This window comes from Acidipropionibacterium thoenii DSM 20276 (assembly GCF_000423445.1).
GTDB lineage: Bacteria > Actinomycetota > Actinomycetes > Propionibacteriales > Propionibacteriaceae > Acidipropionibacterium > Acidipropionibacterium thoenii.
In genome coordinates, this window is the sequence record NZ_KE384019.1 from 174,391 (window position 1) to 198,513 (window position 24,123).

22 protein-coding genes and 1 pseudogene are annotated in these 24,123 nt (G+C 68.4%); 14 read left to right on the top strand and 9 right to left on the bottom strand.

Annotated elements, in window-relative coordinates:
* Nucleotides 1-96: 96 nt before the first annotated feature.
* From G554_RS16270 to G554_RS0112650, 6 genes are all read left to right on the top strand, one after another.
* Nucleotides 97-930, top strand: a complete 834-nt coding sequence (locus tag G554_RS16270; RefSeq protein ID WP_084648533.1) for a lysophospholipid acyltransferase family protein — start codon at nt 97-99, stop codon at nt 928-930.
* On the top strand, nt 927-1,760 hold the full coding sequence (locus G554_RS16275; protein ID WP_051233078.1) for a lysophospholipid acyltransferase family protein: 834 nt from the start codon (nt 927-929) through the stop codon (nt 1,758-1,760). Before G554_RS16270 ends, G554_RS16275 begins: the two co-directional genes overlap by 4 nt.
* Nucleotides 1,741-2,931, top strand: a complete 1,191-nt coding sequence (locus G554_RS16875; RefSeq protein WP_051233080.1) for a sensor histidine kinase — start codon at nt 1,741-1,743, stop codon at nt 2,929-2,931. The genes G554_RS16275 and G554_RS16875 overlap by 20 nt, the downstream gene beginning before the upstream one ends.
* A 60-nt stretch (nt 2,932-2,991) precedes the next feature.
* Nucleotides 2,992-3,696 (top strand): response regulator, encoded by a 705-nt coding sequence (locus tag G554_RS0112640; protein ID WP_027588187.1) that lies wholly within the window; start codon nt 2,992-2,994, stop codon nt 3,694-3,696.
* An 18-nt stretch (nt 3,697-3,714) separates the two neighbouring features.
* Complete coding sequence (locus G554_RS0112645; protein WP_027588188.1) at nt 3,715-5,133, top strand: class II 3-deoxy-7-phosphoheptulonate synthase; 1,419 nt, start codon at nt 3,715-3,717, stop codon at nt 5,131-5,133.
* A gap of 64 nt (nt 5,134-5,197) precedes the next feature.
* Nucleotides 5,198-5,845 carry an MBL fold metallo-hydrolase gene (locus G554_RS0112650; RefSeq protein ID WP_027588189.1) on the top strand — a complete coding sequence of 216 codons (648 nt, stop codon included), beginning with the start codon at nt 5,198-5,200 and terminating at the stop codon, nt 5,843-5,845.
* Between the two features lie 17 nt (nt 5,846-5,862).
* On the opposite strand, the gene G554_RS16285 is transcribed toward G554_RS0112650, so the two are convergent.
* The 3 genes and pseudogenes from G554_RS16285 to G554_RS0112665 form a co-directional block, all read right to left on the bottom strand.
* Nucleotides 5,863-6,783, bottom strand: coding sequence for a DMT family transporter (locus G554_RS16285; RefSeq protein WP_071162203.1), 921 nt, complete (start codon nt 6,781-6,783; stop codon nt 5,863-5,865).
* 249 nt (nt 6,784-7,032) lie between these two features.
* A pseudogene (locus G554_RS17435) lies at nt 7,033-8,370 on the bottom strand (protein kinase domain-containing protein); the annotation flags it as partial.
* 157 nt (nt 8,371-8,527) lie between these two features.
* On the bottom strand, nt 8,528-9,628 hold the full coding sequence (locus G554_RS0112665; RefSeq protein WP_027588190.1) for a polyprenyl synthetase family protein: 1,101 nt from the start codon (nt 9,626-9,628) through the stop codon (nt 8,528-8,530).
* 90 nt (nt 9,629-9,718) lie between these two features.
* Between G554_RS0112665 and G554_RS0112670 the strand changes: the two genes are divergently transcribed.
* Together G554_RS0112670 and G554_RS0112675 are read left to right on the top strand one after the other, a co-directional pair.
* A complete protein-coding gene (locus G554_RS0112670) occupies nt 9,719-10,693 on the top strand; it encodes a Dyp-type peroxidase (protein ID WP_051233083.1) in 975 nt (324 codons plus the stop codon).
* Between the two features lie 105 nt (nt 10,694-10,798).
* Nucleotides 10,799-11,746: a methylenetetrahydrofolate reductase gene (locus G554_RS0112675; protein WP_027588192.1), complete on the top strand. Its 948-nt coding sequence runs from the start codon at nt 10,799-10,801 to the stop codon at nt 11,744-11,746.
* Here G554_RS0112675 and G554_RS0112680 read toward each other — a convergent pair.
* A complete protein-coding gene (locus G554_RS0112680) occupies nt 11,673-13,937 on the bottom strand; it encodes a HelD family protein (RefSeq protein WP_084648535.1) in 2,265 nt (754 codons plus the stop codon). The two genes, G554_RS0112675 and G554_RS0112680, sit on opposite strands and share 74 nt — an antisense overlap.
* Nucleotides 13,938-14,022: 85 nt before the next feature.
* On the bottom strand, nt 14,023-15,285 hold the full coding sequence (locus tag G554_RS0112685; protein ID WP_036925751.1) for a hypothetical protein: 1,263 nt from the start codon (nt 15,283-15,285) through the stop codon (nt 14,023-14,025).
* 416 nt (nt 15,286-15,701) lie between these two features.
* On the opposite strand from G554_RS0112685, the gene G554_RS0112690 reads away from it, so the two are divergent.
* The 5 genes from G554_RS0112690 to G554_RS0112710 all read left to right on the top strand — a co-directional run bounded on the left by G554_RS0112690 (nt 15,702) and on the right by G554_RS0112710 (nt 20,065).
* Nucleotides 15,702-16,835, top strand: coding sequence for an ABC transporter substrate-binding protein (locus G554_RS0112690; RefSeq protein ID WP_027588195.1), 1,134 nt, complete (start codon nt 15,702-15,704; stop codon nt 16,833-16,835).
* Between the two features lie 29 nt (nt 16,836-16,864).
* Nucleotides 16,865-17,947, top strand: a complete 1,083-nt coding sequence (locus G554_RS0112695) for an ABC transporter permease (protein WP_027588196.1) — start codon at nt 16,865-16,867, stop codon at nt 17,945-17,947.
* Nucleotides 17,941-18,723, top strand: coding sequence for an ABC transporter ATP-binding protein (locus G554_RS0112700; protein WP_036925754.1), 783 nt, complete (start codon nt 17,941-17,943; stop codon nt 18,721-18,723). The genes G554_RS0112695 and G554_RS0112700 overlap by 7 nt, the downstream gene beginning before the upstream one ends.
* A 52-nt stretch (nt 18,724-18,775) precedes the next feature.
* The gene (locus G554_RS16295; RefSeq protein WP_051233089.1) at nt 18,776-19,483 is read left to right on the top strand and encodes an alpha/beta fold hydrolase; all 708 of its coding nucleotides are present in this window, start codon (nt 18,776-18,778) and stop codon (nt 19,481-19,483) included.
* A 135-nt stretch (nt 19,484-19,618) separates the two neighbouring features.
* On the top strand, nt 19,619-20,065 hold the full coding sequence (locus tag G554_RS0112710) for an Hsp20/alpha crystallin family protein (protein WP_027588198.1): 447 nt from the start codon (nt 19,619-19,621) through the stop codon (nt 20,063-20,065).
* 72 nt (nt 20,066-20,137) lie between these two features.
* Here G554_RS0112710 and G554_RS0112715 read toward each other — a convergent pair whose 3' ends face one another.
* Nucleotides 20,138-20,650 (bottom strand): gluconokinase, encoded by a 513-nt coding sequence (locus G554_RS0112715; RefSeq protein ID WP_027588199.1) that lies wholly within the window; start codon nt 20,648-20,650, stop codon nt 20,138-20,140.
* A 99-nt stretch (nt 20,651-20,749) separates the two neighbouring features.
* Here G554_RS0112715 and G554_RS0112720 point away from each other — a divergent pair, with 99 nt between their 5' ends.
* On the top strand, nt 20,750-21,430 hold the full coding sequence (locus tag G554_RS0112720; protein ID WP_027588200.1) for a FadR/GntR family transcriptional regulator: 681 nt from the start codon (nt 20,750-20,752) through the stop codon (nt 21,428-21,430).
* A 19-nt stretch (nt 21,431-21,449) separates the two neighbouring features.
* On the opposite strand, the gene G554_RS0112725 is transcribed toward G554_RS0112720, so the two are convergent.
* The 3 genes from G554_RS0112725 to G554_RS0112735 are packed head-to-tail and all read right to left on the bottom strand — an operon-like array spanning nt 21,450 to nt 24,096.
* Nucleotides 21,450-22,280: an ABC transporter permease gene (locus tag G554_RS0112725; RefSeq protein WP_051233091.1), complete on the bottom strand. Its 831-nt coding sequence runs from the start codon at nt 22,278-22,280 to the stop codon at nt 21,450-21,452.
* Complete coding sequence (locus G554_RS0112730) at nt 22,277-23,137, bottom strand: ABC transporter permease (RefSeq protein WP_027588202.1); 861 nt, start codon at nt 23,135-23,137, stop codon at nt 22,277-22,279. The genes G554_RS0112725 and G554_RS0112730 overlap by 4 nt, the downstream gene beginning before the upstream one ends.
* 5 nt (nt 23,138-23,142) lie before the next feature.
* Complete coding sequence (locus G554_RS0112735; protein WP_027588203.1) at nt 23,143-24,096, bottom strand: ABC transporter ATP-binding protein; 954 nt, start codon at nt 24,094-24,096, stop codon at nt 23,143-23,145.
* Between the last annotated feature and the right edge of the window lie 27 nt (nt 24,097-24,123).

Genomic DNA, 24,123 nt, shown 5'->3' on the forward strand with positions numbered 1-24,123 from the left:
CCGGCATTTTCCCGCCGCCGAGAGGCGGGCTCAGTAGATAATGTGTGGGCGGATGGGACGGCTCGTCCCGGCACCGCGGGTCCAGAGGGGAACTTCATGTGGTACAAGCTGTTCAAGGTCGGGCTGTTCGGGCCAGGAGTACGTGCGTTGTGGCACCCCTGGGTCGTCGGTGAGGAGAACATCCCCACCCATGGCGGCGCCATCCTGGCCTGCAACCACATCGAACTGCTCGATCCGGTGATCCTGGCCGCGATGATCGGCAGGCAGCTCACCTACCCGGCCAAGAAGGAGCTCTTCCAGGCCAACAAGGGGCTCGGCTCCAAGGTTGTGGCCTGGTTCCTCAAGGCGGTCGACCAGGTGCCCCTGGACCGCTCCGGCGGCCGGCGCAGCGTCGAGGGGATCCGACCGGTCATCGATCGGCTGATGGAGGGAGGTCTGGTCGGGATCTTCCCCGAGGGCACTCGATCGGCCGACGGGGAGCTCTACAAGGGCAAGACCGGTGTCGCCCGGATGGCGCTGATGGCCGATGCCCCCGTCATCCCGGTGGCGCTGGTGGGTACCGAACTGGTCAAGGGCCGATTCGGCATCCCGAAGGTCGACCGGCCCGGCATCATCATCGGCAGGCCACTGGACTTCTCCGCGCTGCGCGGCCGGGAGGAGGAGGTGGCGGTGCTGCGCTGGGTCACCAACGAGGTGATGGACGCCATTCAGCAGCTCGGTGGCCAGGCGTACGTCGACGTCTACGGCTTCCGGGTCAAGTACGGCAATCTCAAGGGCAAGGACCTCACCCCCTGGCAGCGTCCCCGCCCCGGCGGGGTACCGGTTCCCCCACCCGTGGTGAGTGTTCCCGAGCCAGCCGCCTCCGCCACCGCCCCCGAGCCCGACGGCCCGGAACTGGCTGACGCCACCGGCACCAGCGAGCAGTCATGATCGGGTCACTGCACTGGGCCGGCGGCGAGGTCACCGTGACCGGTACCCAGCTGCCTGACGGGCCGGCGATCCTGGCCGTCCATCATGTCCGCCACGACGACGCCGTGCTGGTGCGCGCCGCCCTCACCCAGGCCGGCCGACGCAAGCCCTGGCTCGGCCTGGTGGTGCCGACCCGTGTCCTGCCCTGGGGCACCTCCGCCCGCTCCCGGGCGCTGGCGGCACTCCACGACGGCGAGATGGTGGTGGTCTTCCCCGAGGGGTCGGTGGCGCCCGGCGATGAGATCTTCAAGGGCGACGTCGAGGTTGCCCATCTGGCTCTGGAGGCCGGTGCGCCGGTGGTCCCGGCGGTGATCTCCACCGACCGGACCGAGCTTCGTGCCGGTGAGGCGCTCGACTTCACCCGGCATGTCGGCACACCGCACAGCAGGGCGGTGCTGCGAGCCGTCACCGATGAGGTGATGGAGGCCATCAGCACCTTGGCCGGACTGCCCTACCGCGATCTGCCCGCCCAGGCTGCTCGCCAGGAGGCCGCCGATGCCAGGCGTGAGAGGGCCCGGGCGGTGAGGGCCCACCGTCAGGCGGAGCGGCAGCAGGCGATCCTGGAGCGTCAGGAGATCAGGGCCCAGGCCGCCGCCGAGCAGGCCGACCTGGCTCAGGCGGCCATTCAGGCCCGCGAGGAGGCCAAGCTCCAGGCCCGACGGGCCGCCCTGGCCGACCAGCTGAGGGCCGCGGGCATCACACCCGGCGTCCATCCCGATGGTCCGATCCGCGATGATCCCAGCACACCAGATCCCAGCGAGGACGACCGGGATGTCGAGGACGAGGGCTGAGGACCCCGCCGGCCAGCTCCAACGGGTGGTCAGCGTGCTGCGGTGGATGCTGCTGGCCCACGCCGTGCTGATGGCCTGCCTGAGGTGGGCCGATGTTGCGGCTGCCTGGTCGATGGCCGGTCTGCTGACAGTGATGGCCGCCTGGACCCTGGCGATGACCGTGCTGGGACACCGCTCCACGCTGCCGCCCTGCGCGATCACGATCGCCGATGTGGCCATCGCGGTGGCGGTGACCCTGGTGTCGCCGACCGTGCTGGGAGCCGGCATCGACACCTCGGGGTTCCAGGGAGTCGGCTACTACTGGGTGATCTGCGCGGCTCTGTCGGCCGCCCTGACCAGCGGCCCGGCCATCGGCTGTCTGGCGGCCCTGCTGATCATCTCATCGGGACTGGTGGGAGTTCTCCACACGGGCCGGTGGGCCTGGAGCCCCGACCTGTTGCTGGTGGTCGCCTGCTGGGCGTTGGGTCGGACCATCGACCAGCTCCGCGCCATGATGGCCGAACGCGACCGTGATCACGCCACGGCCGCCCGGCTCGCCGAACGGGAGAGACTGGGCAGAATCGTCCATGACGGCGTCCTGCAGGTCCTCTCGATGGTCGAACGGGAGGGGCCCGACCTGGGACCCAGGGGGCAGGTGCTGGCCCGGGCGGCCCGCGGACAGGGCGGACAGCTGCGCAGGATGCTGCAGACCCCGGTGGTGGAGGCCACCCGCAATGATCCCGGCCATGATCTGGCAGACCTGGTCGCCACCGTGGCGGCCCATGAGTCCGGGCAGGTGACCGTCTCTGCGATGGCCGGGGAACTGCTGGCGCCGGCCAGAACCGTCGAGGAGATCGACAAGGCCGTCGCCGAGGTGATCTCCAATGTCGGCCTGCATGCCGGGGACGGCGCGCACTGCTGGATTCTGCTCGAGGAGGAGAATGGCACGATCGTGGTCTCCGAACGCGACAACGGCACCGGGATGGCCCCCGAGCAGGCTGTCGGGGCCGCTGCCGCGGGCCGGATGGGGATCACCCACTCCATCACCGGGCGGATCCAGGCCCTCGGCGGATCCACCGTGATGCGAGCCAGCCCCGGGCACGGCGTCGAGTGGGAGATCCGGGTGCCGATCGGGCAGGACGGGCAGCTACCACCATCCGGTGACCCCGGCCCCGGCTCCGGTTCCTCATAGCGATCGGCCTCTGGCCACATCGGCGTCCGGATGCCAAGCTTGGCCCAGGAGGACAGCGCCATGATCACCCCACACCCCGCCGCGGCCCGGCGGGTGATGCTCGTCGATGACCACCCGATGTGGATCGACGCGCTCAGTGAGGATCTGTCCGCCGAGGGGTTCGACGTCGTGGCGGTCGCGCACGACGGCGCCGAATGCCTGCGCAGAGCCCGAGCCACCAGACCCGATGTGCTGGTGATGGACCTCAAGATCCCCGAACCCGACGGCGCCACCTGCACCCAGATCCTCACCACCGACTTCCCCGCCCTGGGGGTCCTGGTGATCAGCGCCTCGGGCGAACGCGAGGACGTGCTGCGGGCCGCCAAGGCCGGCGCCCGTGGATACCTGGTGAAATCGGCCTCCCGCGCCGAACTCGTCGATGGTGTCCGTCGCACCGCCGAGGGTGACGCCGTGTTCACCCCCGGGCTCGCCGGCCTGGTGCTCGGCGAGTTCCGGCGGATGGCCACGCGCAGCGAGCAGGCCGGGGTGCACACCGGGCCACGGCTGACCGGGCGGGAGATCGAGGTGCTGAGGCGGGTGGCGCAGGGGATGGCCTACCGGGAGATCGCCGAGGAACTGGTGGTCTCCCACCGCACCGTGCAGAATCACGTCCAGAACGTGTTGCGCAAACTCCAGCTGCACAACCGGGTCGAGTTGACCCTCTACGCCCTGGAGAACGGAGTCATCCGGCCCGGCGAGAACCAGGGGGACTCCGCCGACAGATGACCGGTGCCGGACCGGGGGATGGGAGCAGCTAGACTGCCCGCCATGCTTCACGGTGTTCCCAGCCTCGCCTCCCTGCACGCTCTTCCCCAGTTGCAGCAGCCGAGCTATCCGGACCCGGCCGAGGTGGACCGCGTCGTCGCGGCCCTGCGCAAGCTGCCCCCACTGGTCTTCGCCGGGGAGTGCGATGACCTGCGCGGCAAACTCGCCGCGGTCGCCGAGGGCCGCGGTTTCCTCCTCCAGGGCGGCGACTGCGCCGAGACCTTCGCCGGCGTCAATGCCGACAACATCAAGGGCAAGCTGCGGGTACTGCTGTCGATGGCGGTGGTGATGACCTACGGCGCCCAGGTGCCGGTGGTCAAGGTCGGCCGGATCGCCGGCCAGTACGCCAAGCCGCGCTCCCGCGACACCGAGACCCGCAATGACGTCACCCTTCCCAGCTACCGGGGGGACGCGGTCAACGGTTTCGAGTTCACCCCCGAGTCCCGGGTCCACGATCCGCGCCGGCTGATGCGGATCTACAATGCCTCGGCCGCCACCCTCAATCTGGTGCGCGCCTTCGTCAAGGGCGGTTTCGCAGATCTGCGCGGGATCAACGCCTGGAATGCCGACTTCGTGCGCAACTCCAATGTCGAGACCCGATACGAGGTGCTCGCCGGTGAGATCGAGCGGGCGCTGGCCTTCATGATGGCCTGCGGCATCGACGACGACCAGATCAGCACCGTCGACTTCTACGCGAGTCACGAGGCCCTGCTGCTGGACTACGAGCACGCCATGACACGGATCGACTCACGCACCCAGCTGCCCTACGACACCTCGGGCCATCTGCTGTGGATCGGTGAGCGGACCCGTCAGGTCGACGGCGCCCACGTCGCCTTCATGTCGGCGATCCACAACCCGATCGGCGTCAAGCTGGGGCCCTCCACCACCGGCCAGGACGCCATTCAGATCGCCGACCTGCTGGATCCCGACCGGATCCCCGGCCGGATCACCTTCATCACCCGGATGGGGGCCGGCAGTATCCGCGAGAAGCTCCCCCCGATCATCGAGGCGGTCGAGGCCACCGGCCGCAAGGTGGTGTGGACCTGCGACCCGATGCACGGCAACACCTTCGAGGCCGCCAATGGCTTCAAGACGCGCTCCTTCAGTGATGTCTGTGCCGAGGTCAACGCCTTCTTCGATGTCCACGAGACGCTGGGCAGCTGGCCCGGCGGGGTGCACGTCGAGCTGACAGGCGACGACGTCACCGAGTGCCTGGGTGGGGTCGATGCCCTCGACGAGGCCGATCTGGCCAGCAGATACGAGACGACCTGCGACCCACGGCTGAACCGTAACCAGTCCCTGGAGCTGGCCTTCATGATCGCCGAGCGGCTGTCCGACGGCCGGATCAAGCGCAGCGCGGTCAGTCCGCTGGAGCCCTACCGCGGCATGGACTTGTGAGGTCCGCCCCCCGATTACCCTCAAATCGGTTGTCGGGGGGTGGTGTTACGGCAAGACTGGGCTCATGAGAATCACACACCTGGGACACTCCTGCATTCTGGTCGAGGCCGCCGACGCCCGGATTCTTATCGACCCGGGCAACTTCTCCGATGCCTGGCACGGGCTGACCGATCTCACCGCGATCCTGGTCACCCACGCCCATCCAGACCATGTCGATCCCGAGCACATCGCCGGCCTGGTCGACGCCAATTCCGGGGCACTGTGCCGGGCCGAGGCCGGTGCTGTGACGGCGGTGCCACAGCTGGACGCCGATCCGATCATGCCCGGTGACGTCCTGGAGGTCGGCGGGGCCACCATCCAGGCGGTCGGTGGCAGACACGCCACCATCCACCGCGACCTGCCGGGGCTGGGCAATGTCGGCTTCCTCATCGGCGAGGGGGTCGGCACCATCCTGTTCCACCCCGGCGACGAGCTCGACGATATCCCCCATGGCGTCGACGTGCTGGCCTGCCCGGCCTACGGTCCGTGGGCCGCGATGAAGGAGACCATCGACTTCGTCCGTGCGGTGGGCGCCCGCCAGGGTTTCCTCATCCACGACGGGCTGCTCAATGAGAGAGGCAGGGCGCTGGCCTTCGCCCGCCACGACGAGATGACCGACACGCACTTCCATGATCTGGAGGTCGGTCAGACCTGGGATGTCCCCGAGCGCTAGGTCCGGGCCGGCTGGCCTCAGCTGGCGGTGGTGAGCTGCTCGGGACGGGCCAGCCTGCCCCGCCAGACCGGGCGGCGGCGGGCCGGGGCGACGACCAGCACCATCGCCGCCAGGATCGCCACCGAGCCGATCACCACGGAGACGGTCAGCGACTCGCCGGCCAGCCCGATGGCGAAGACCGCACCCCACAGCGGCTCGGTGCACATCAGGACGGCCGCCCGGTTCGGTTCGACCCGCGCCTGGGCCCAGCTCTGCAGGAGGGTCACTGCCGCCCCGCACAGCAGCCCCAGGTACAGCACCGCCAGCCACTGGTGGCTGCCGGAGGCGATCTGGATGCCGCCCGGAGCCGCGACCACCAGGCAGACGATGGTGGTCCCGAGCACCTGGTACAGACCCAGTGAACGCACCGTCTCAGCGGTGGCGACCCGCCCCAGGAACAGGATCTGGCCCGCGTAGCACAGGGCTGCGGCCAGTGTGATCAACTGACCGAGGCCGATCCCCGAGGACAGATCGGCTGGATTCAGGGCCAGACCGGCCAGACCCAGGGTGGCCAGGCCGACTGCCATCCAGACCCGGCGACTCACCCGTCCGCCCAACAGCACAGCTCCCAGCAGGGGAGTGGCGACGACATAAAGACCGCCGATGAAGCCGTTGACCGAGGCCGGCGTGGTGGCCAGCCCGACTCCCTGCAGTACCTGTCCGGCGCCGAACAGTCCTCCGATGCCCAGCCCACGGAGCATGGTGCGGCGGTCGGTGCGCCAGGCCCGGGGCATCAGAACACCGAAGGCCAGCAGAGCCACCAGATAGCGATTGGCCAGCAGATCCGTCGGCCTCATCGTCGCATAGGCGTCCTTCATGACGATCAGGGTGGAACCCCACAAGACGGCCATCAGGAGCAGCGCCATGGGCGCCAGACGCGAGAGACGAGATGCTGACATGGCCGTCATGCTAGACGATAAGATCTCTTCCCATCAAGCTGATCGGCAGCAATATCTGAGGTACATCGCGCTTACAGCCGGATGAACAGGTGTTCATGAAGGGTTCGGGGAGGGATCCTGCTGTTCATGCTGGCTGTTGGCCGTGTCGACAGGGGTGCTGATGACCGAGGCGCCGGCAGGGGTCGGGGCCCCGGAGGCGCGCATCGAGACGCCGAACTGGTAGGCCAGCACCCCCACCACGATCGCCAGGATGGTGATGACCAGCATCATCGCCAGACCGCGCGGACCCCTGCGGGGAGGCCGTCGGGCAGCGGCCCGCCGGGAGCGCTGGGAGAGGCCCTGTCGGTGCAGCAGGACGTTCTGGGGGTGCTGTGTGGGGCCCTGGGGGGCTTGCCGGCCGGCCCGGCCGGACAGCCCCCGCGGGGGCTGGGCGACGCCGGGATGGCGGGCTGCCGGATTCGGGGCCCGGTAGCTGGCCCGGTAGGAGACCTCGGTCCTGATCGGGTTCACAGCGGGCCGGTGGTCACCGGTCCGGTGCACGACGGGCCGGTAGCCGGCCGGCTTGTAGTCGACCGGGGAGACCGGCGTCGCGCTGGAGCGGAGCTGGCCGAGCGGTCGGGAGGGGGCCGGAACCGGGCTGGCCGGTTGCGGTGTCCCGCCTCGGTGCATCAGGGCAGTGATCGCCGGGTCCTCGGCGCGTCCGCGGGCCAGTGAGGAGCGGACCGATCGCAGCAGACCGAGAAGCACCCGGCCGTCCGCGGGTCGCTCGCGCGGATCGCGAGCCGTGCAGGTGCGCACCAGGGCATCGAGGTAGCTGGGGATGGCCGCAGCCAGCTCCCGGCCGCGTACCCCGCTGTGCTCGGTCAGCCACACCGAGGGAGCCTCGACGTCCTCATTGACGTGGGCCCAGGCCACCTGGATCGGCGTCTGGCCGGTGTGCGGCTTGTGGCCGGTGAGCATCTCGAACAGCACGATACCGGTGGAGTAGATGTCGGAGCGCTCGTCGGCGTGATCCTTGACCACCAGCTCGGGGGGCAGGTAGCTCACGGTGCCGACCAGAACTCCCTTGCTGGCCGAGACCGACTGATTGGTGACCGCCCGGGCCAGCCCGAAGTCGGCGACCTTGATCTGCCGACGGTCGGAGATCAGGACATTCTCGGGCTTGATGTCGCGGTGCACCAGGCCGCTCTCGTGGGCGCTGGCCAGCGCCGAGACAACTGGTTCGAGCAGGTCGATGGCCCGCAGCGGGGACAGCGGAGCCTCCTGGGCGATGACATGGCGCAGCGTGCAGCCGGGCACGTACTCCATCACGATGTAGGGCCGGGAGTTGTCGCTTCCCTGGTCGAAGACGCTGACGACGTGGGGATTGACGAGCCTGGCGGCCGCCTTGGCCTCCTGGTCGAACTTGCGGGCGAAGTCCTGGTCCTCGGCCAGTCCCTCGTGCATCACCTTGATCGCCACGACACGCATCAGATGGCGGTCCTGGGCCCGGTAGACGGTGGCCATCCCGCCCCGGGCGATCCTGGAGGTGATCTCGTAGCGACCGTCGAGAACGCGACCCACCAAGGGGTCGGTGCTCACAGTCATACTCACGATTGCCTCACAACACGGTCGAGGGGGAAGAAGAAGGCCGTGTTCGCCTGTGTCCTGAAGTGTAGGGCGTCGGGCCGTTCAGGTCCCGGCTAAGGCGTCCTCCGGCGAGTCCCCGGTTCCAGGACTGCACCCTTCAGGTGGCTTCCCGATCTCAGGTGTCGCGCCGCACGCACTGGCGGGCCAGTTCCAACAGCCCCCGACGCCCCTGGTCGGTCATCTCGGTGTGCTCCAGGACGGCCACCGCCTGTCGGTAGCCCTTCTCGATGCTCTCCTCGACCCGGGTGCGTGCCCCGCTGGTCTCGATGATCCGCTGTGCGGTGGCGACGTCGGCGTCATCCAGTTCGGCCCGGCCCAGCAGAGTCTCCAGGATGGCGGCGTCGGCGGCCGAGGACTGGGCCAGCGCGTGGGCCACCAGCAGCGTGCGTTTGCCCTCGCGCAGATCCCCACCGGCGGGTTTGCCGGTGAGGTCGGCGTCCCCGAAGACTCCCAGCAGGTCGTCGCGGAACTGGAAGGCTCGACCCAGCGGTGAGCCGAAGTCCAACATCGCCTGCTGGAGGATGGCACTGCCACCGCCCAGGCTGACCCCGATCTGGGCCGGCCTGACCACGGTGTAACGGGCCGACTTGTACTCCACCACCCGGTCGGCCAGGTCGACCGCCGATTCGCAGCTGCGACCGGCCAGTCGAGCCTGGGAGGCCACGTCGAGCACCTGGCCGCAGATCACCTCGGTGCGGACCGCCTCCAGCAGCGGGGTGGCGGCGGCCAGCCGGATCGGGTCCAGACCGGATCCGGAGAACATCTCGGCGCTCCAGACCAGCAGCAGATCCCCCAGCAGGATGGCGATGTCGGTGCCGTAGCCGGCCGCCGATCCGGCGCCTTTCTGAGCGGTGTGAATCGCCTCGAACCGCTTGTGGGCGGCGGGCAGCCCGCGGCGGGTGTCGGAGTGGTCCATCACGTCGTCATGCATCAGTGCCGAGACGTGCAGTAACTCGAGACTGGCAGCCGCCCGGATCAGTGGGGCCGAGTACACCGGAACTCCCGAGGCCGCGACCCGGCCCCAGCAGCAGAACGCCGGGCGCAGCCGCTTGCCTCCCGATGTGTAGTCATGGGCGGCGGCCAGCACCGGTTCCAGTTCCGGCCCGATCTCCCTCAGCGTGGCCTGCTGGTCGGTCAGGAAGGCCGACAGGGCGTCCTGGACTGCCAGCCGGAACGGTTCACCGGCTGGAGCGGCGGGGTCGAAGGAGGCGCACATGGGGCCAGCCTAGGGCCACCCGGCCGCCCCGGCATGCTGCCGATAGGCTCTGTGTGGCACAGATCGTCGCGCAAGGAAGTTGAGGGCCTCATGGTGGCAGCGCCATCCGCATCGGATCCGAGTTCGGCCGGACGGGTGCCGATCGCTCCCCAGCAGGTGGATTCCCCGCTGACCCGTTCGGCGATCTTCCTGGTGCTGACCATCACCGACCGCGATGACGCCGTCGAGGCCGTCAAGGGGGTCATCGGCGGGATCGAGGATCTCGTCAAGACGGTCGGATTCCGTGATCTGCCAGCTCAGCTGTCGTGCACCGTCGGGATCGGCGCCGGGGTCTGGTCGCAGCTGACCGGTATGCCGGCCCCTGCCGAGCTGCATCCTTTCAAGGAGGTGCGCGGAGCGGTGCACACTGCGGTCTCGACACCGGGGGACCTGCTCTTCCACATCCGCTGCGACCGCCAGGACATGTGTTTCGAGTTCGAGAGGCTGCTGCTGGAATCTCTGGGGGACGCGGTGGCCACCGTCGATGAGACCGCCGGTTTCCGCTACTTCGATGCGCGTGATCTGCTGGGCTTCATCGACGGGACCGCCAACCCGATCGGCCCCGACCTGCCGGCCTCGACCCTGGTCGGTGAGGAGGACCCGGACTTCGCCGGCGGCTCCTACGTGGTGATCCAGAAGTATCTGCACTCGTTGAGCGCCTGGCAGTCGTTGCCCACTGAGCAGCAGGAGGCCATCATCGGCCGGCGCAAGGCCGATGATCTGGAGATGGCGGACGCCGAGCACGGCCAGAAGGCCCACAAGACCCTGGCCACCATCACCGATGACGCCGGCGAGCACGACATCCTGCGCGACAACATGCCCTTCGGCAGCCCGGGCGCCGGCGAGTTCGGAACCTACTTCATCGGCTACTCGAGGCACCTGTGGGTGACCGAGAAGATGCTGGAGCGGATGTTCATCGGCGATCCGCCCGGCCTCCACGACAGGATCCTGGACTTCTCGCAGCCGAGAACCGGATGCGTCTTCTTCGCCCCCTCGGCAGATCTGCTGTCCGGCCTGGCCGACTGAGTCCCCGTCCGGCGGGCCACCGGCGGCGGATCTGCAGGCCCGGGGCCGCAGCGACCGGTCTCAGCGTCGCAGGCACTGCAGGCGTGCTGTTCTAGGGTGTGGGTCATGCTGTCCTCGACCACCCCCACGGCGACCACCCCCACCGGGACCACCTCGGTGGAGACGATCGCCGATCTGCTGGCGCGCTCCGATCGGCCCCTGCGGTCCTTCGAGTTCATGCCCCCCCGCAGCGAGGACGACGTCTATCAGCTGTGGCGTGCCACCGACGCGCTGGTTCCCCTGGAGCCCGATTTCATCTCGGTGACCTACGGTGCCAACGGCTCCAACCGGGACCGCACGCTGCGCTGCACCCGTCACATGGTCACCACCGGGCTGCGCACCGTCGGCCATCTCACCTGCGTCTCGCAGAGCATCAGCGAGCTCGAACAGGCCATCGAGGGGTATCGGGAGGCCGGCGTCAACCACATCCTGGCGATCCGGGGGGACATGCCGGGAGGGGCCACCGTGCCCTGGGTGGCACGGCCCGACGGGCTGGCCAATGCCACCGAACTGGTGAGGCTGGTCAAGAGGACCTACCCGGCTGCCTGCGTCGGCGTCGGCGCCTTCCCCGACGGACACCCCGCCTCCAATGATCTCGATCTGGACGCTCGTATCCTGGCCGACAAGGCTGCCGCGGGGGCCGAGTTCGCGATCACCCAGCTGTTCTTCATCCCCGAGCACTACACCTCGTTGGTGGCCAGGGTCCGGGCGCTGGGATGCGACATCCCGATCATCCCGGGAATCATGCCGATCACCTCATTCGGCCAGATCAAGCGCTTCGGTGAGCTGTCGGGCACCGACGTGCCGGCCGATCTGGTCGCCAGAATCACCGAGGTCTCCGAGGACAGGGCCGCAGTGCGGCAGATCGGCCTTCAGGCCGCCGCCCGGTTGTGCTGCCGGCTGCTCGACGAGGGAGCTCCCGGCCTGCACTACTACACCCTCAATCGGTCCCGTGCGACCACAGAGCTGCACTCCATGGTTCGTGATCTGAGGCCCGAGATGCCGGGTCGTTGAGCCCCAGTACCACCAGACGCTGGGTCGGGCGGGTCAGCGCCACATAGAGCACCCGCACCCCGCCGGGGGCCTCGGCGACGATGTCATCGGGATCGACCACCAGCGCGGCGTCGTACTCCAGGCCCTTGGCCTGCATCGTGGTCACCGGGATCACCCGGTCTGCCCATGGTGCCAGCGGCTCGGGGCCGGTCACCAGCTGACGGGCCAGCGCGATGAGGGAGGGCGGGCAGATCACTCCGATGGTGCCGTCCACCTCCTCGATGAGCCGCCTGACCTGCGTCACGATCTCGTCGATGAGCCCGTCCCGGGTGGTGTGCGCCAGTACCGGCAGCACCCCGGTCGAGCGCACCGCCTCGGGCAGATCGGCGTCCGGATAGACGGTGGAGATGACATCGGCCGCCAGATCGAAGACCTCGGCGGGGGAGCGGTAGTTCTTGGTGAGCCGGAAGGTCCTGCGTGGCGCGTGGCCGGTGAGCTCGGCGACAGCGGCGTCGGTCTCGGCCGGATAGGGGTAGGCCGACTGGGCCGGGTCCCCGACGATCGTCCAGGAGGCCTGCGGGCCGCGCCGACGCAGCATCCGCCACTGCATCGGGGTGATGTCCTGGGCCTCGTCGACCAGGACATGGGCGAAGGTGTCCTGCGGTTCCTCGTCGGATTCCAGGTTGCGGGCATCGGAGAGGGTGTCGGCCACCGTGACCAGCTCACCGACGTCCTCACCGCCCTCGATGAAGACCGGCTGGTCGGCCTCGGGCTCGGCGGGGGTCGGGCCGAGTATGGCCATCAGCTCGTCGAGCAGGGCGATGTCGGCCACCGACCAGTCACGCCAGGCTCGCTCCGTGGGATCGGGGATCGAGGCTGCCAGCACGGCACGGTCGGCCTCGGTCAGCTCGGCGGCGACCCGGTCGATGACGGCCGGATCGGCCAGCCGGGCCAGCTGGTCGGCAGCACTCATCGGCGGCCACCAGGCGTTGAGGAACATCCGGAAGGAGGCCTGCGAGCTGATCATCTCGTCGAAATCCTCACGGGTCAGCTCGTAGGAGGTGACGGTCTCCGGTGAGATCTTCGACCACAGCTGATCGCGCAGGGACTGCTTGACGACCTCCAGTCCGCGGTTGTACTTGTTGCGCGCCAGAATCCGCGACCGGGTGCGCGCCAGCGCCTTGGCCGACAGGGTGAGCACCTCGCCCTTGATCGTGACCCTCAGCAGCAGGGCACCCGGGTCGGGGGTCAGCGGCAGCTCGACCAGCCTCTCCAGGATCGAGACCATCCTCAGACTGCCCTTGAGGGTGGCTGCCCGGGACTCGTCGAGCCGGTCGGAGCCGTGGTGCAGCACGTCGAGGGCCAGGTCGCCGACCGAGCGCAGCGTCACCGAGTCCTCGCCCAGGCTCGGCAGCACCCGCTCGATGTAGTTCATGAACACCGCGCTGGGGCCCACCACCAGCACTCCGCCATTCTCCAACCGGGCGCGGTGGGTGTACAGCAGGAAGGCCGCCCGGTGCAGGGCGACCACGGTCTTGCCGGTGCCCGGGCCCCCGGCGATGGTGGTGACTCCCTGGTAGGGGGCCCGGATCGCCGTGTCCTGCTCGGCCTGGATGGTGGCCACGATGGAGTGCATCCGGGTGTCGCGGGCCCGGCTGAGCGCCGCCATCAGTGCGCCCTCCCCGATCACCGGCAGGTGGTCGGGGTTCTCGGCGTCCAGCAGGTCGTCCTCGATGCCGATCACCTTGTCATCGCGGCAGCGCAGCACTCGGCGCCGGGTGGCCCCCATCGGGGAGGTGGCGGTGGCGCGGTAGAAGGGTTCGGCGGCAGGCGCACGCCAGTCGATGACCAGCGGTTCGTAGTCGGCGTCGCGGACCCCGATCCGACCGATGTGGCGCACCTCCCGGTTGGCCGCCAGATCCAGCCGGCCGAAGACCAGGCCCTCGTGCTCGGAGTCCAGCACTGCCAGACGTCGCGCCGCATTGAAGGCGAAGGCGTCGCGCTCGAACATCGCGGTGGCGTCCTCCTCGCGGACCCAGCTGGTCCGGTCGGAGTGGTAGATCTGACGGCTGGCGTCGGCCAGTCTCTTCGCGGCGTCGGTGTCGGACTTGAGTTGCGCGTACACCAGGTCGACATGGGCCTGTTCGGCGGCGATCTCCTGGATGAGGGGATCTACTGTCCGGGCCGCAGAGGATTCAGAGGTCAACGACATCGCTCTCGCTTCGGGAAAGGACACTTACGGCCCGCGCGCACGCGGGCTGAGGAAAGAGTTTACGCCTCAAGGCCAGCGGCGCGGTTCATGACCGGGCGCCGGTGGGACCGCGCCGGTGGGCGCTGATCCTGCCGTCGGCACCGACCGCGCGGTTGGTGGGGGAGACGTCCTCGCCGGTGAGCGCCAGATGTGTCCGGTAGGCCGCCAGCGCCCCGGTGAGCAGTTGCGCCCAGGGCTCGGGCCCGCCGTGGGAGGCCGCGCCGGCGGTCATGGTGGGGATCCGGTGGCGCTCGGCCCAGGCCAGGGGAGGACGCCGTGCCCAGGCTCTGACCGTGCTGAGAGCCGGGCCGCGCGTCGGGTCGGGGAGCGGGTGGGTGTGGTCATGGCTGAGGGTGACGAGCTGGTCACCGTGAGTCCACCGCCAGGTGGTCACCGGGCCGTCGGGGGTGTGGACGATGCGTTCCTGGATGCCTTCGAGGCGCTGTCCTGCGGAGGGTTCGACGATCCGGGTGCAGGTCGGGGCCCGGTAGGGGGTCCGGTGTTCGAGGACTCGATGCCAGCTGGTCACGGCCTCGGTGTCGATGGCCACGTCAGGGCGCACTGTCGGTTCAGTGACGACCGCGATGCCGAGTCTGGCCGCCCGGGCGTCGAGCAGGTCCAGCAGGGGCTGGAGATCGGTCGGACCCTCGGGGCCGAGCAGCTGCCAGCGCCCGAAGACTCTGATGACCGCCAGATCGGCGGCCAGCAGCCACGCTCCGGAGCCCTTCGCGGTGCCTCCTGCTGTCGGCCCCAGGTCGGTCAGCGCGGCGGCCAGCAGGGGTGGCAGCCCGCCAGCGGCCCCCGACAAGGTCGGTCGAGCTCGCAGTATCGCCGGCAGCCCGCGGAGTCGTGGCCTGGAGGTGAGGGGCCGCTCCAGGCCGAGAGTCCGCCTCGCCCGCCAGACCTCGTCGGCCTCGTCGAGCAGATCCCGCCACCTGATGGCCGCGGCCTGGCCGTAGGTCTGGCGGATGGCCGCCAACTGTGCGGCCCGTTCGGTCGGCAGGTTCAGGGTGGCGTCTGCCATCGTGTGTTCCTGGCCGGGCGCCTCGACCAGTTCGACTCCGCAGCCGGTCAGCTCGGCGTCCATGCTGCGCCCCGACTTGGCGAACAGGTCGCGCCAGGCCGAGGGGAGCTCCAGAACAGGTGACAGCTCGGCGGCCAGCGGGTGCGCGGCGTCCCTCCGCCAGCGCCTGTCCGATGAGACCAGTTCCACGCAATGGCCCATTCGCGCGAGCCGCAACGCGGCGGCCAGGGCGACGAGTCCGTCGCCCCGCACGGCGACGCGGAACTGTGGTTGCGAGGGTGGCACCAGTCCATTGTGCCGATGCTGCGGGCTGCCGCGCGGATGACGGGCACAGTTGTGAGATAGCTCTCAGCGAAGGGCTATTTGTCTCTTTATCTGAGACGAGATATTGGTATATGAGACCAAATTGTGCATGCCAAATGGTCCGACCTACCTTCTACCTTGGCTCTCACCGATGGGGGTCATCGTTGAGAGGAATGCCGGGAGATGGCTGAGCACACCGAAGCAGCACGCCGCCCAATGAGGGCTCGCGTGATCTGTATGTGCTGCCGTCCCCGCTGAGAATCCGTCGACCGGCTCGGTGCCGGTCGCAGATGGACCACTGGTCCGTCCTCCCGAAACTTTCAGAAACATCGGCGCAGCTGCGGGCGCTCTGACGTCGCGGCGCGCTGGAAGACGCACTTTCACCAGGAGTAGTTGACATGTCATATAAAAGTCCGGATGATTCCGCCTCCGCCGATCCCGGACAGCCCCCGACGGTGCTTCCGTCCGGTGCTGTGCTGGCTGACGAGGGCATCGAGCAGCAACCACGCGGAGTCAGCCGCCGCACTCTCATCACCGGGGTCGCGGCTGCCGCACTGGGCGGCCTGGTGGTCGGTGGCGCCGTGGGCGGCCTGATCGGGCGCTCGAGTGGACAGCGGGCGGGATCGGCGAGTCAGAACCGTCCGCTGTCGATCATCTACGGCGGGGACGTCTGCGACGCGCCATCGATCGTGGCCAAGGAGAAGGGATTCTTCACCGAGGCCGGACTGGATGTCACCCTGCACCGCACGGTCGGTGACGAGGACATCAAGGCAGCGGTCGGTTCCGGGCAGTACGACGCATCCTCGGGGATCTTCTACTCCTGGCTCAAGCCGGTGGAGGAGGGCCAGAACGTGAAATTCGTGGCCGGGCTGCACGCCGGCTGCCTGAGGCTCGTGGTGCCCAAGACCTTCAAAGGCGAGGTGGCCGCCCTCAAGGGGGCCACGATCGGGATCCCCAGCCTGTCCTCCAGCGCCACGATGTTCTTCTCGATGGATCTGCTGGACGCCGGCATCAACCCCCTTCCGGAGGCCAAGCAGGTCAACTGGAAGGTGCTGGACCCCTCCACCCTGGCCGACGCCCTGAGGCGCGGTCAGGTGGACGCGATCGCCACCTCGGACCCGATCGCCTACCGTCCCGTCCTGGACGGCTACGGAGTCGAGCTGGCCAGCAACATGAGTGGGATGAACAAGCAGGCCTACTGCTGCTGCACCGCGCTCAACGGTGACCTGGTCAAGAACGAGGAGCCGTTGGCGCGCAAACTCATCGAGGCCTGGGCCCGCGGGTCGCGCTACGTGGCCGGCCATGAGGAGGAGGTGGCTCGCATCGAGGTCGACAAGAAGTACGTCGCCGGCGATGTCGCGACCATCACCAAGCTCCTCCAGGGCTATGTCTGGAAGCCGTCGGTCACGCGGTTGAAGGCCTCCCTGCTGCCCGGAATCGAGAAGTTCAAGAAGACCGGCTATCTGGGTTCCTCCGCCGATCCGCAGCAGCTGGCGGATCAGGCGTTCCGGACACTCGGCATCAACTGGTGAGAACGAGGATGGTGAGTGCCGTGTCGGCAATGACGGATGCCGGGTCCCCGAGCGTCGCGCGTGCCCGGACGACCCGCCAGCGCGACAGCCTGCTGGCCGCCGATCCGCGCATTCTTGCGGGCCTGAGAGGCCGGTACGAGGAGCGGACGGCGAGCCCGCGCACGGTGGCGGTCGTGATCGCCGCGTGGTTGGCGACGACCCTGGTGATCTGGCTCGTCCCGGACACCGACTCCTATCAGGTCCATGGCCAGCCGGCGGTGGTGCTTCTCACCGCCGCGGTGACGCTGGCGCTGGCGCTCTGCTGGCTGGTCGCCCGCCGGCCGGATGGGCCGCGGGGGCTGCGGGTCTCGCGCTGGTTGGCACGCTGGGCCAGATGGTGGATCGCGGTGGCTGCGGTGACCCTGCTGTGGGATCTCACCACTGCGAAGACCGGATGGGGCAAGCCGCCCTATCTGCCGCCGCCGGGGCAGCTGCTCACCGAGGCCTGGGCCGACCGGGTGCTGCTCGGTTCCTCGATCGCGCACTCGGCGGGGCTGCTCGGGCTGGGCCTGCTGATCGGGGGAGTCACCGGCCTGACGACCGGCCTGTGGATGGGCTGGTCGCGGCAGGCGGGGTACTGGCTGAACCCGATCGTGAAGTACATCGGGCCGGTGCCCACCCTGGCGTGGATTCCGATCGTCTTCATCGCATTCCCCAACACCTTCTGGGCGGCGGTCTTCCTCGTCTCGCTGACTGTCTGGTTCCCGATGACGGTGCTGACCAATGCCGGCATCCGGTCGGTGCCCAAGGCCTACTTCGATGTCTGCCAGACGCTGGGCGCCTCCCCGAAGTTCCTGGTGCTCAAGGTCTCCCTGCCGGCGGCACTGCCGAATATCTTCACCGGCATCTTCATGGCCCTTCCGACGGCCTTCGTCACGCTGACGATCGCAGAGACGCTGGGGGTCAACTCAGGCCTCGGCTGGTACATCAACTGGAAGAAGGGGTGGAGCGCCTACCCGGCGATGTATGCGGCGATCGTCGTGATGGTGATCTTCTGCGGCACCCTGCTGACTCTCGAACTGGCCATCAGGAACCGCGTCCTGGCATGGCAGAAGGATCTGACGAGATGGTGACCGAGGCCCTAGCAGGTAAGACCACCAACACCCGTGGTGCCATTGATCTGCTCGACATCAGCCAGGCGTTCCTCAGTCATGGGAAGCCGCTGCCGGTGCTCGACCGGGTCAGCCTGTCTGTCCAGCCCGGCAGCTTCGTGAGTCTGGTCGGGCCCTCCGGGTCCGGAAAGTCCACCCTGCTGAGGTTGGCGGCCGGACTCGACAGGCCGCTGACCGGCAGGATCTACGTTGACGGCCACCAGGTCACCGGTCCCGATCCCTCGCGTGGCCTGGTCTTCCAGGACCCGACACTGCTGCCCTGGCTCACGGTGGCGCAGAACATCGGGCTGGGGCCCCAAGTCCAGGGTCACGGAGATGATCCGATCTGGCGCAGCCGCGTCGAGTCGATGATCGAACTCGTCGGGTTGGAGGCTTTCAGTGAGGCCCTGCCCGCCGAGTTGTCCGGGGGAATGGCCCAGCGCGCGTCGCTGGCCCGCGCTCTGGTGACCCGTCCCGAGATCCTGCTGCTCGACGAACCGCTGGGGAAGCTCGATGCCCTCACCCGGTCCACCCTCCAGGCCGAGATCGATCAGTTGTGGCACCGTCAGGGATTCACCGCGCTGATGGTGACCCACGACGTCGAGGAGGCGCTGCTGCTGTCCGACCGGATCGTCGTCTTCTCCGCCAGGCCGGCTCGGGTGCTGGAGGACCTCACCATCGCCCTACCCAGGCCCAGGACCCGGGATGCCCCGGAGTTCCGCCAGTTGCGACGTGACATTCTCGGCCTGCTGTCCTGATCGGGACCGGACCAGGGGTGGCACGCACTGCCGGCCGTGATATGAGTCGCAGGTGACCACTGACCCGATCGTCTGTCTGCACGGCATCACCAGTTCCCACACCACCTGGGGTGGCCTGGTGCTGGCCACCAAGCCGCTCGGCAATGACCCGTACTGCCCCACCCTGCTCGGTCACGGACCGGTGGGCAGACGGCGGAAGATGGCCGGCTACTCTCTGGAGGCATTCGTGGCCGATGTGATGGCCCAGATCAACCGGGCCGGTCTGGACCGCTTCCAGCTGGTGGGCCACTCCTTGGGAGCCCATCTCGCCAGCATGATCGCCGAGCGCTTCCCCGAGAGGATCACCCGCCTGGTGCTCGAGGAGCTGCCGGTCCCGGCCCGTTCCCGTCGCGACCCCGGCCCCGTCTACCACCGCTGGTCGGGCCTCCTCATCAAGATCGGAGCACTGAGAGGCTACAAGGACTACGACCCCGTGATGGTCTCCCGAGTGCTCGACCAGCTCGGCTCCCCGCGACCCGAGTGGTGGCAGCAGCTGCCCAGGCTCACCATGCCGGTGCTGATGATTGGCGGAGGGCCGAGCTCCTACCTCGACCAGAGACGTTTCCAGATGGTCGCCGATGAGCTGCCCGACGCCCGGCTGATCGAGATCGATGGAGGCCACCGGGTGCACATCACGCGCAGTGATGAGTTCCTGGCGCAGGTGGTGCCCTTCCTGATGGCTGACGCTCCCACGCCCTTGGAACATGAGTTGAGCGACTAACGCTCAACTCTTGTTGAATATCCAAGGAGGGGTGTCTAAAGTTAAGTCCATGAGGCTCAAGGAGCCGAGGGTGGAGGTCAGAGATGGCCGCCCGCCCTTCCAGACAACTGACACCACACATAGAGGATGATCACGATGGCACGTAGCTTTGATCCCTTCAGCGAGATGGATCGCCTGTTCTCCGGGGCCTCCCGGACCCCTGCATCGGTCGCCATGCCGATGGACCTGTACCGCAACGACGACTCCTATGTCGCCGAGATCGATCTGCCCGGGGTGGACCCGGCCAGCATCGACATCGACATCGATGGCCAGACCCTCACCATCCGCGCGGAGCGCAGCTCGCACGCTGATGAGCAGTCCCAGTGGCTGACCCGCGAGCGCGCGGCGGGCACCTTCGCCCGTCAGCTCACCCTGGGCAATGGTCTGGCGACCGACAGGATCGGCGCCGATTACTCCGACGGCGTGCTGCGCCTGACGATCCCGGTGGCCGAGACGGCCAAGCCGCGCAAGATCGAGGTGCGCCACAGTGAGGCTGGCACCACGGTCTCCAGCACCACTGAGAAGGCCGGCGTCGAGGCCTGATCCGGGCTGCTGTCCGCTGCGAGTCCAAGGACACACGCCGCCCGCCCCTGATCAGGGGCGGGCGGCGTCGCGTCAGCTGCGGGCCAGCCAGTCGGCGGCCGCGTCGACCACCTCGCGTAACGTCCCTGCAGCATTCAGGGTGATTCCGGCCTCATCGTCTCCCAGCGGCTCGAGGGTGGCGAACTGTGAGTCGACCAGGCTGACGGGCATGAAGTGGGCGCTGCGGGCCGCGACCCGGTGTGCGATGAGATCGCGGTCCCCGGCCAGATGGATGAAGACCAGGCCCGGGCACCCGGCGCGCAGCAGGTCGCGATAGCTGCGCTTGAGCGCGGAGCAACCGGCGATCGCACCCTGGGCGCGATGGTCGTGCAGCCACCGGGCGACCTCCTCCAGCCAGGGACGCCGGTCGGCGTCATCCAGTGGATGACCGGCTGCCATCTTGGCGACATTGCTGGCCGGGTGCAGGTCGTCGCCGTCGATGAAGTCCAGGCCCAGACGCCGGGCGGCCGCGCTGCCGACCGCCGTCTTGCCGCATCCCGCCACGCCCATCACCACGGCGACGACGGGAGCATCCTGTGTTGTCATATCTCCTCCGTGAGACGAGTCCTGGAGACCCCCGTCAGGCTAGTGCCCCCACTGCGACTGCCACGATGGCAGGTCGCGCTGATCGCTAGCATGACGAGTATGGCAAGGGAGTTCCTGGCCCGCAGTGTGTCTGACACGCTTGGCAGGCGGATCGTCGATGAGACCCTGGCTCCGGGGCAGGTGATGACCTTGGAGGAGCTGGAGGAGGAGTTCGGCGTCTCGCGCAGTGTGGCACGAGAGGCGGTCAAGCTGCTGGAGTCGGTTCAGCTGGTCCATTCCCGGCGACGGGTGGGCATCCAGGTGCGCGAGGCCGACCAGTGGGACGCGATGGCTCCCAGGGTCATCGAGTGGCATCTGGCCGGATCCCGCCGTTTCCAGGAGCTGCGCTGGATCAGCGAACTGCGACGCGGGGTCGAGCCGTCCGCCGCCGGTCTGGCCGCCAGCAGGGCCGATGATCAGCAGCGCGCCCAACTCTTCGCGGCGGTCGACGCGATGGCCGATGCCGCGGCTGGTCGAGACCTGAGAGGATTTCTGCGCCACGACGTCGACTTCCATCGGACAATCCTGGAGGCCTCCGGCAATCCCCTGATCGCCTCCCACCAGCAGGTCATCGATGCTGTGCTGGCCGGTCGCACCAGGCTGCTGGCCTTCATGCCCAGCTCTGCGGTCATCGACCTGCACCGGCGGGTGGCCCGGGCGATCGCCGACCGCGATCCCGGTGCCGCGGAGAGGTGGATGCGGGCAGTGCTGGCCGAGGCGCAGGGCGCGATGGGCGCCTGAGCCCCCGCGCGGGGTCGCCTCAGCGCAGGAACAGGGCTCTCAGCCGCGAGGCCGTCAGCCACAGTCCCAGCCCGGTCATCACCAGGAAGTAGAGGGCGTGAGGACCGGTCGCCGCAGTGATGTGGCCCACCGACAGCTGCCTCATCATCTCCACCCCGTGCCACAGCGGCATCGCCTGGACGAGCCACTGGACGGTCTGCGGGTAGACGCTGATCGGGTACAGGGTGGCTGAGAACAGGAACATCGGCAGCATCACGAGGTTGACCATGTCCATCTGCTGAAAGGTCTTCATGAAGCTGGTGATCCCCATCCCGAAGGACGCGAATCCCAGCGCGACCAACAGTGCGGCGGGAATCATCAGCAGCGCCCACCAGCTGGTCACCAGACCCATCACCACCAGCACCGCCATGAACCCCAGGGCGTAGAGCAGTCCGCGCAGCAGAGCGAGCAGGATCTCGCCGATGGCGACGTCCAGAGGTCCCAGAGAGGTCTGCAGCATGGCCTGGTAGAGCTTGGAGAAATTGAGCTTGAAGAAGACATTCCAGGTGGAGTCGTAGATCGCCCCGTTCATCGCCGAGGTGGCCAGCAGGGCCGGGGCGATGTAGGCGGCGTAGGAGATCGGGTGCCCGCCCGGACCCGCCACGGTGCCGACCAGCCTTCCCATCCCGACTCCCATCGCCAGCAGGTAGAGCACCGGCTCGAAGAATCCGGAGACCAGGACCGCCCAGTTCTGGGACCTGATCGCGCGCAGCCCTCGCTCCAGCACGGCGGTGGTGTTGCCCGAGTACAGGCCGGGTGCCGGGCGGCGTCTCTCCAGCCTCCGGATGATCTGCTGGGTCTGACTGGTCACTGCAGCAGCTTCCGGGTGTAGTTGCGGCATGCCCAGATCATCCCGGTTCCGCTCAGGCCGATGAGCACGACAAGGTGCAGGCCGATCAACCATCCCGGTTCACCGGCACCGTAGCTCACGTCGCGGGCCAGCTGGGTGCCGTGCCAGATGGGGGAGATCCAGCCGATCCACTGCAGGTAGACCGGCATTGCCGACAGCGGGAAATAGGTCCCCGAGAACAGCACCAGCGGGATGACGACGAAGCGCAGCACGAAGTTGAACTCCTCCCCCTCACTGTCCAGACCGGCCGCATAGCCCTGCAGGAGGGCACCGAAGGCCGATGCGGACAGCATGGTGATGGGTACGCACAGCCAGGACCATGTCCCCGGTGCTGCGCCGAAGGCCAGCATGATGAGCCAGAACACCACCGCCTGGCCGAGGAACCGGATCATCACCGCCAGGTGATGTCCCAGGGCGATCTGGGCGGGAGTCACCGGGGTGGCGGCCGGGCCCTGGTAGAGCCGGGTCCAGCGGAAGCCCTGCATCACCGGGTAGGAGAACTCGTTGGCGGCGCTCATGGTCGCGGTCAGCACCATGATCGCAGGGGCGACGAAGATCAGATAGGAGACGCCGTCGATGGTGCGGCCGTTGGCGCTGATGAGGGTGCCCAGCCCGATCCCCATCGCCACCATGTAGAGCAGTGGCTGGCCGATCGACTCGACGACCAGGGACCACATCCACGACCGCATCGACAGCAGCTGCCAGCGGGCCACCTGCCAGATGCCGCGACGGGCCATCCGGGCCGACATCTGATCAGGGCGCAGTGGGGTGCCGCGTTGGGTGATCGCGGAGCCGGCGTCGTGGATGTGGGTGGTCATGGTGGTCAGTCGATGAGAGAGCGGCCGGTCAGGGTGAGGAAGACGTCCTCCAGGCTGGTGCGCCGTACCAGTGAGGTGGCCGGTTGCAGGCCGCGGGAGGTGATCTCGGCCATCGCGGCGTCCCCGGACTCGGCGTAGATGAGGATTCGGTCGGGCAGGACCTCCCGGCGCTGGCCCACGTCATGGAGGGCCGCCACTGCCTCCTCGTTGCGTGACGAGCCGAATCTCAGCTCCAGGACCTCGCGGGAGCAGTACTGGCGGATGAGTTCGGCGGGGGATCCCTCGGCCATGATGCGGCCGTGGTCGACGACGATGAGTCGGTCGCACAACTGCTCGGCCTCGTCCATGAAGTGGGTGGTGACGATGAGAGTGACACCTTGCTCCTTGAGGCGGAACAGCCGGTCCCACAGGATGTGGCGAGCCTGCGGGTCCAGCCCGGTGGTCGGTTCGTCGAGGAGCAGGATGCCGGGTTCGTTGATGAGTCCCCGTGCGATGGTGAGACGGCGTTTCATGCCCCCCGACAGATTGCGGACCTTCTCCTCGGATTTCCCGGTGAGTTGGGCGAAGGCCAGCAGGTCGGCGACCTTCGGGCGCAGCCAGGAGGTCGGCAGGCCGAAGTATCGGCCGTAGACCAGTAGATTCTCGCGGACCTTCAGTTCCTCGTCCAGATTGTCGGACTGTGGGACGACGCCGAGGTGGGCGCGGACCTGGGGACCGCGTTGCTGGGGATCCAGGCCAAGGACCGACAGCTCTCCGCCGGAGCGGCCCAGGGTGCCGCCGATCATCCGCATCGTGGTGGACTTCCCGGCGCCGTTGGGACCCAGCAGACCGAAGGACTCGCCGGGACGGACCTGGAAGTCGATGCTGTCGACGGCCACGAAGTCTCCGTAGACCTTCCGCAGGCCACGGGCGAGGACGACCGGCTGGTCGCCGGGCTGGAGGTCGGGGTGCTCGCTCACCCTCAGGACTGTATCGGGCAGGGGTGA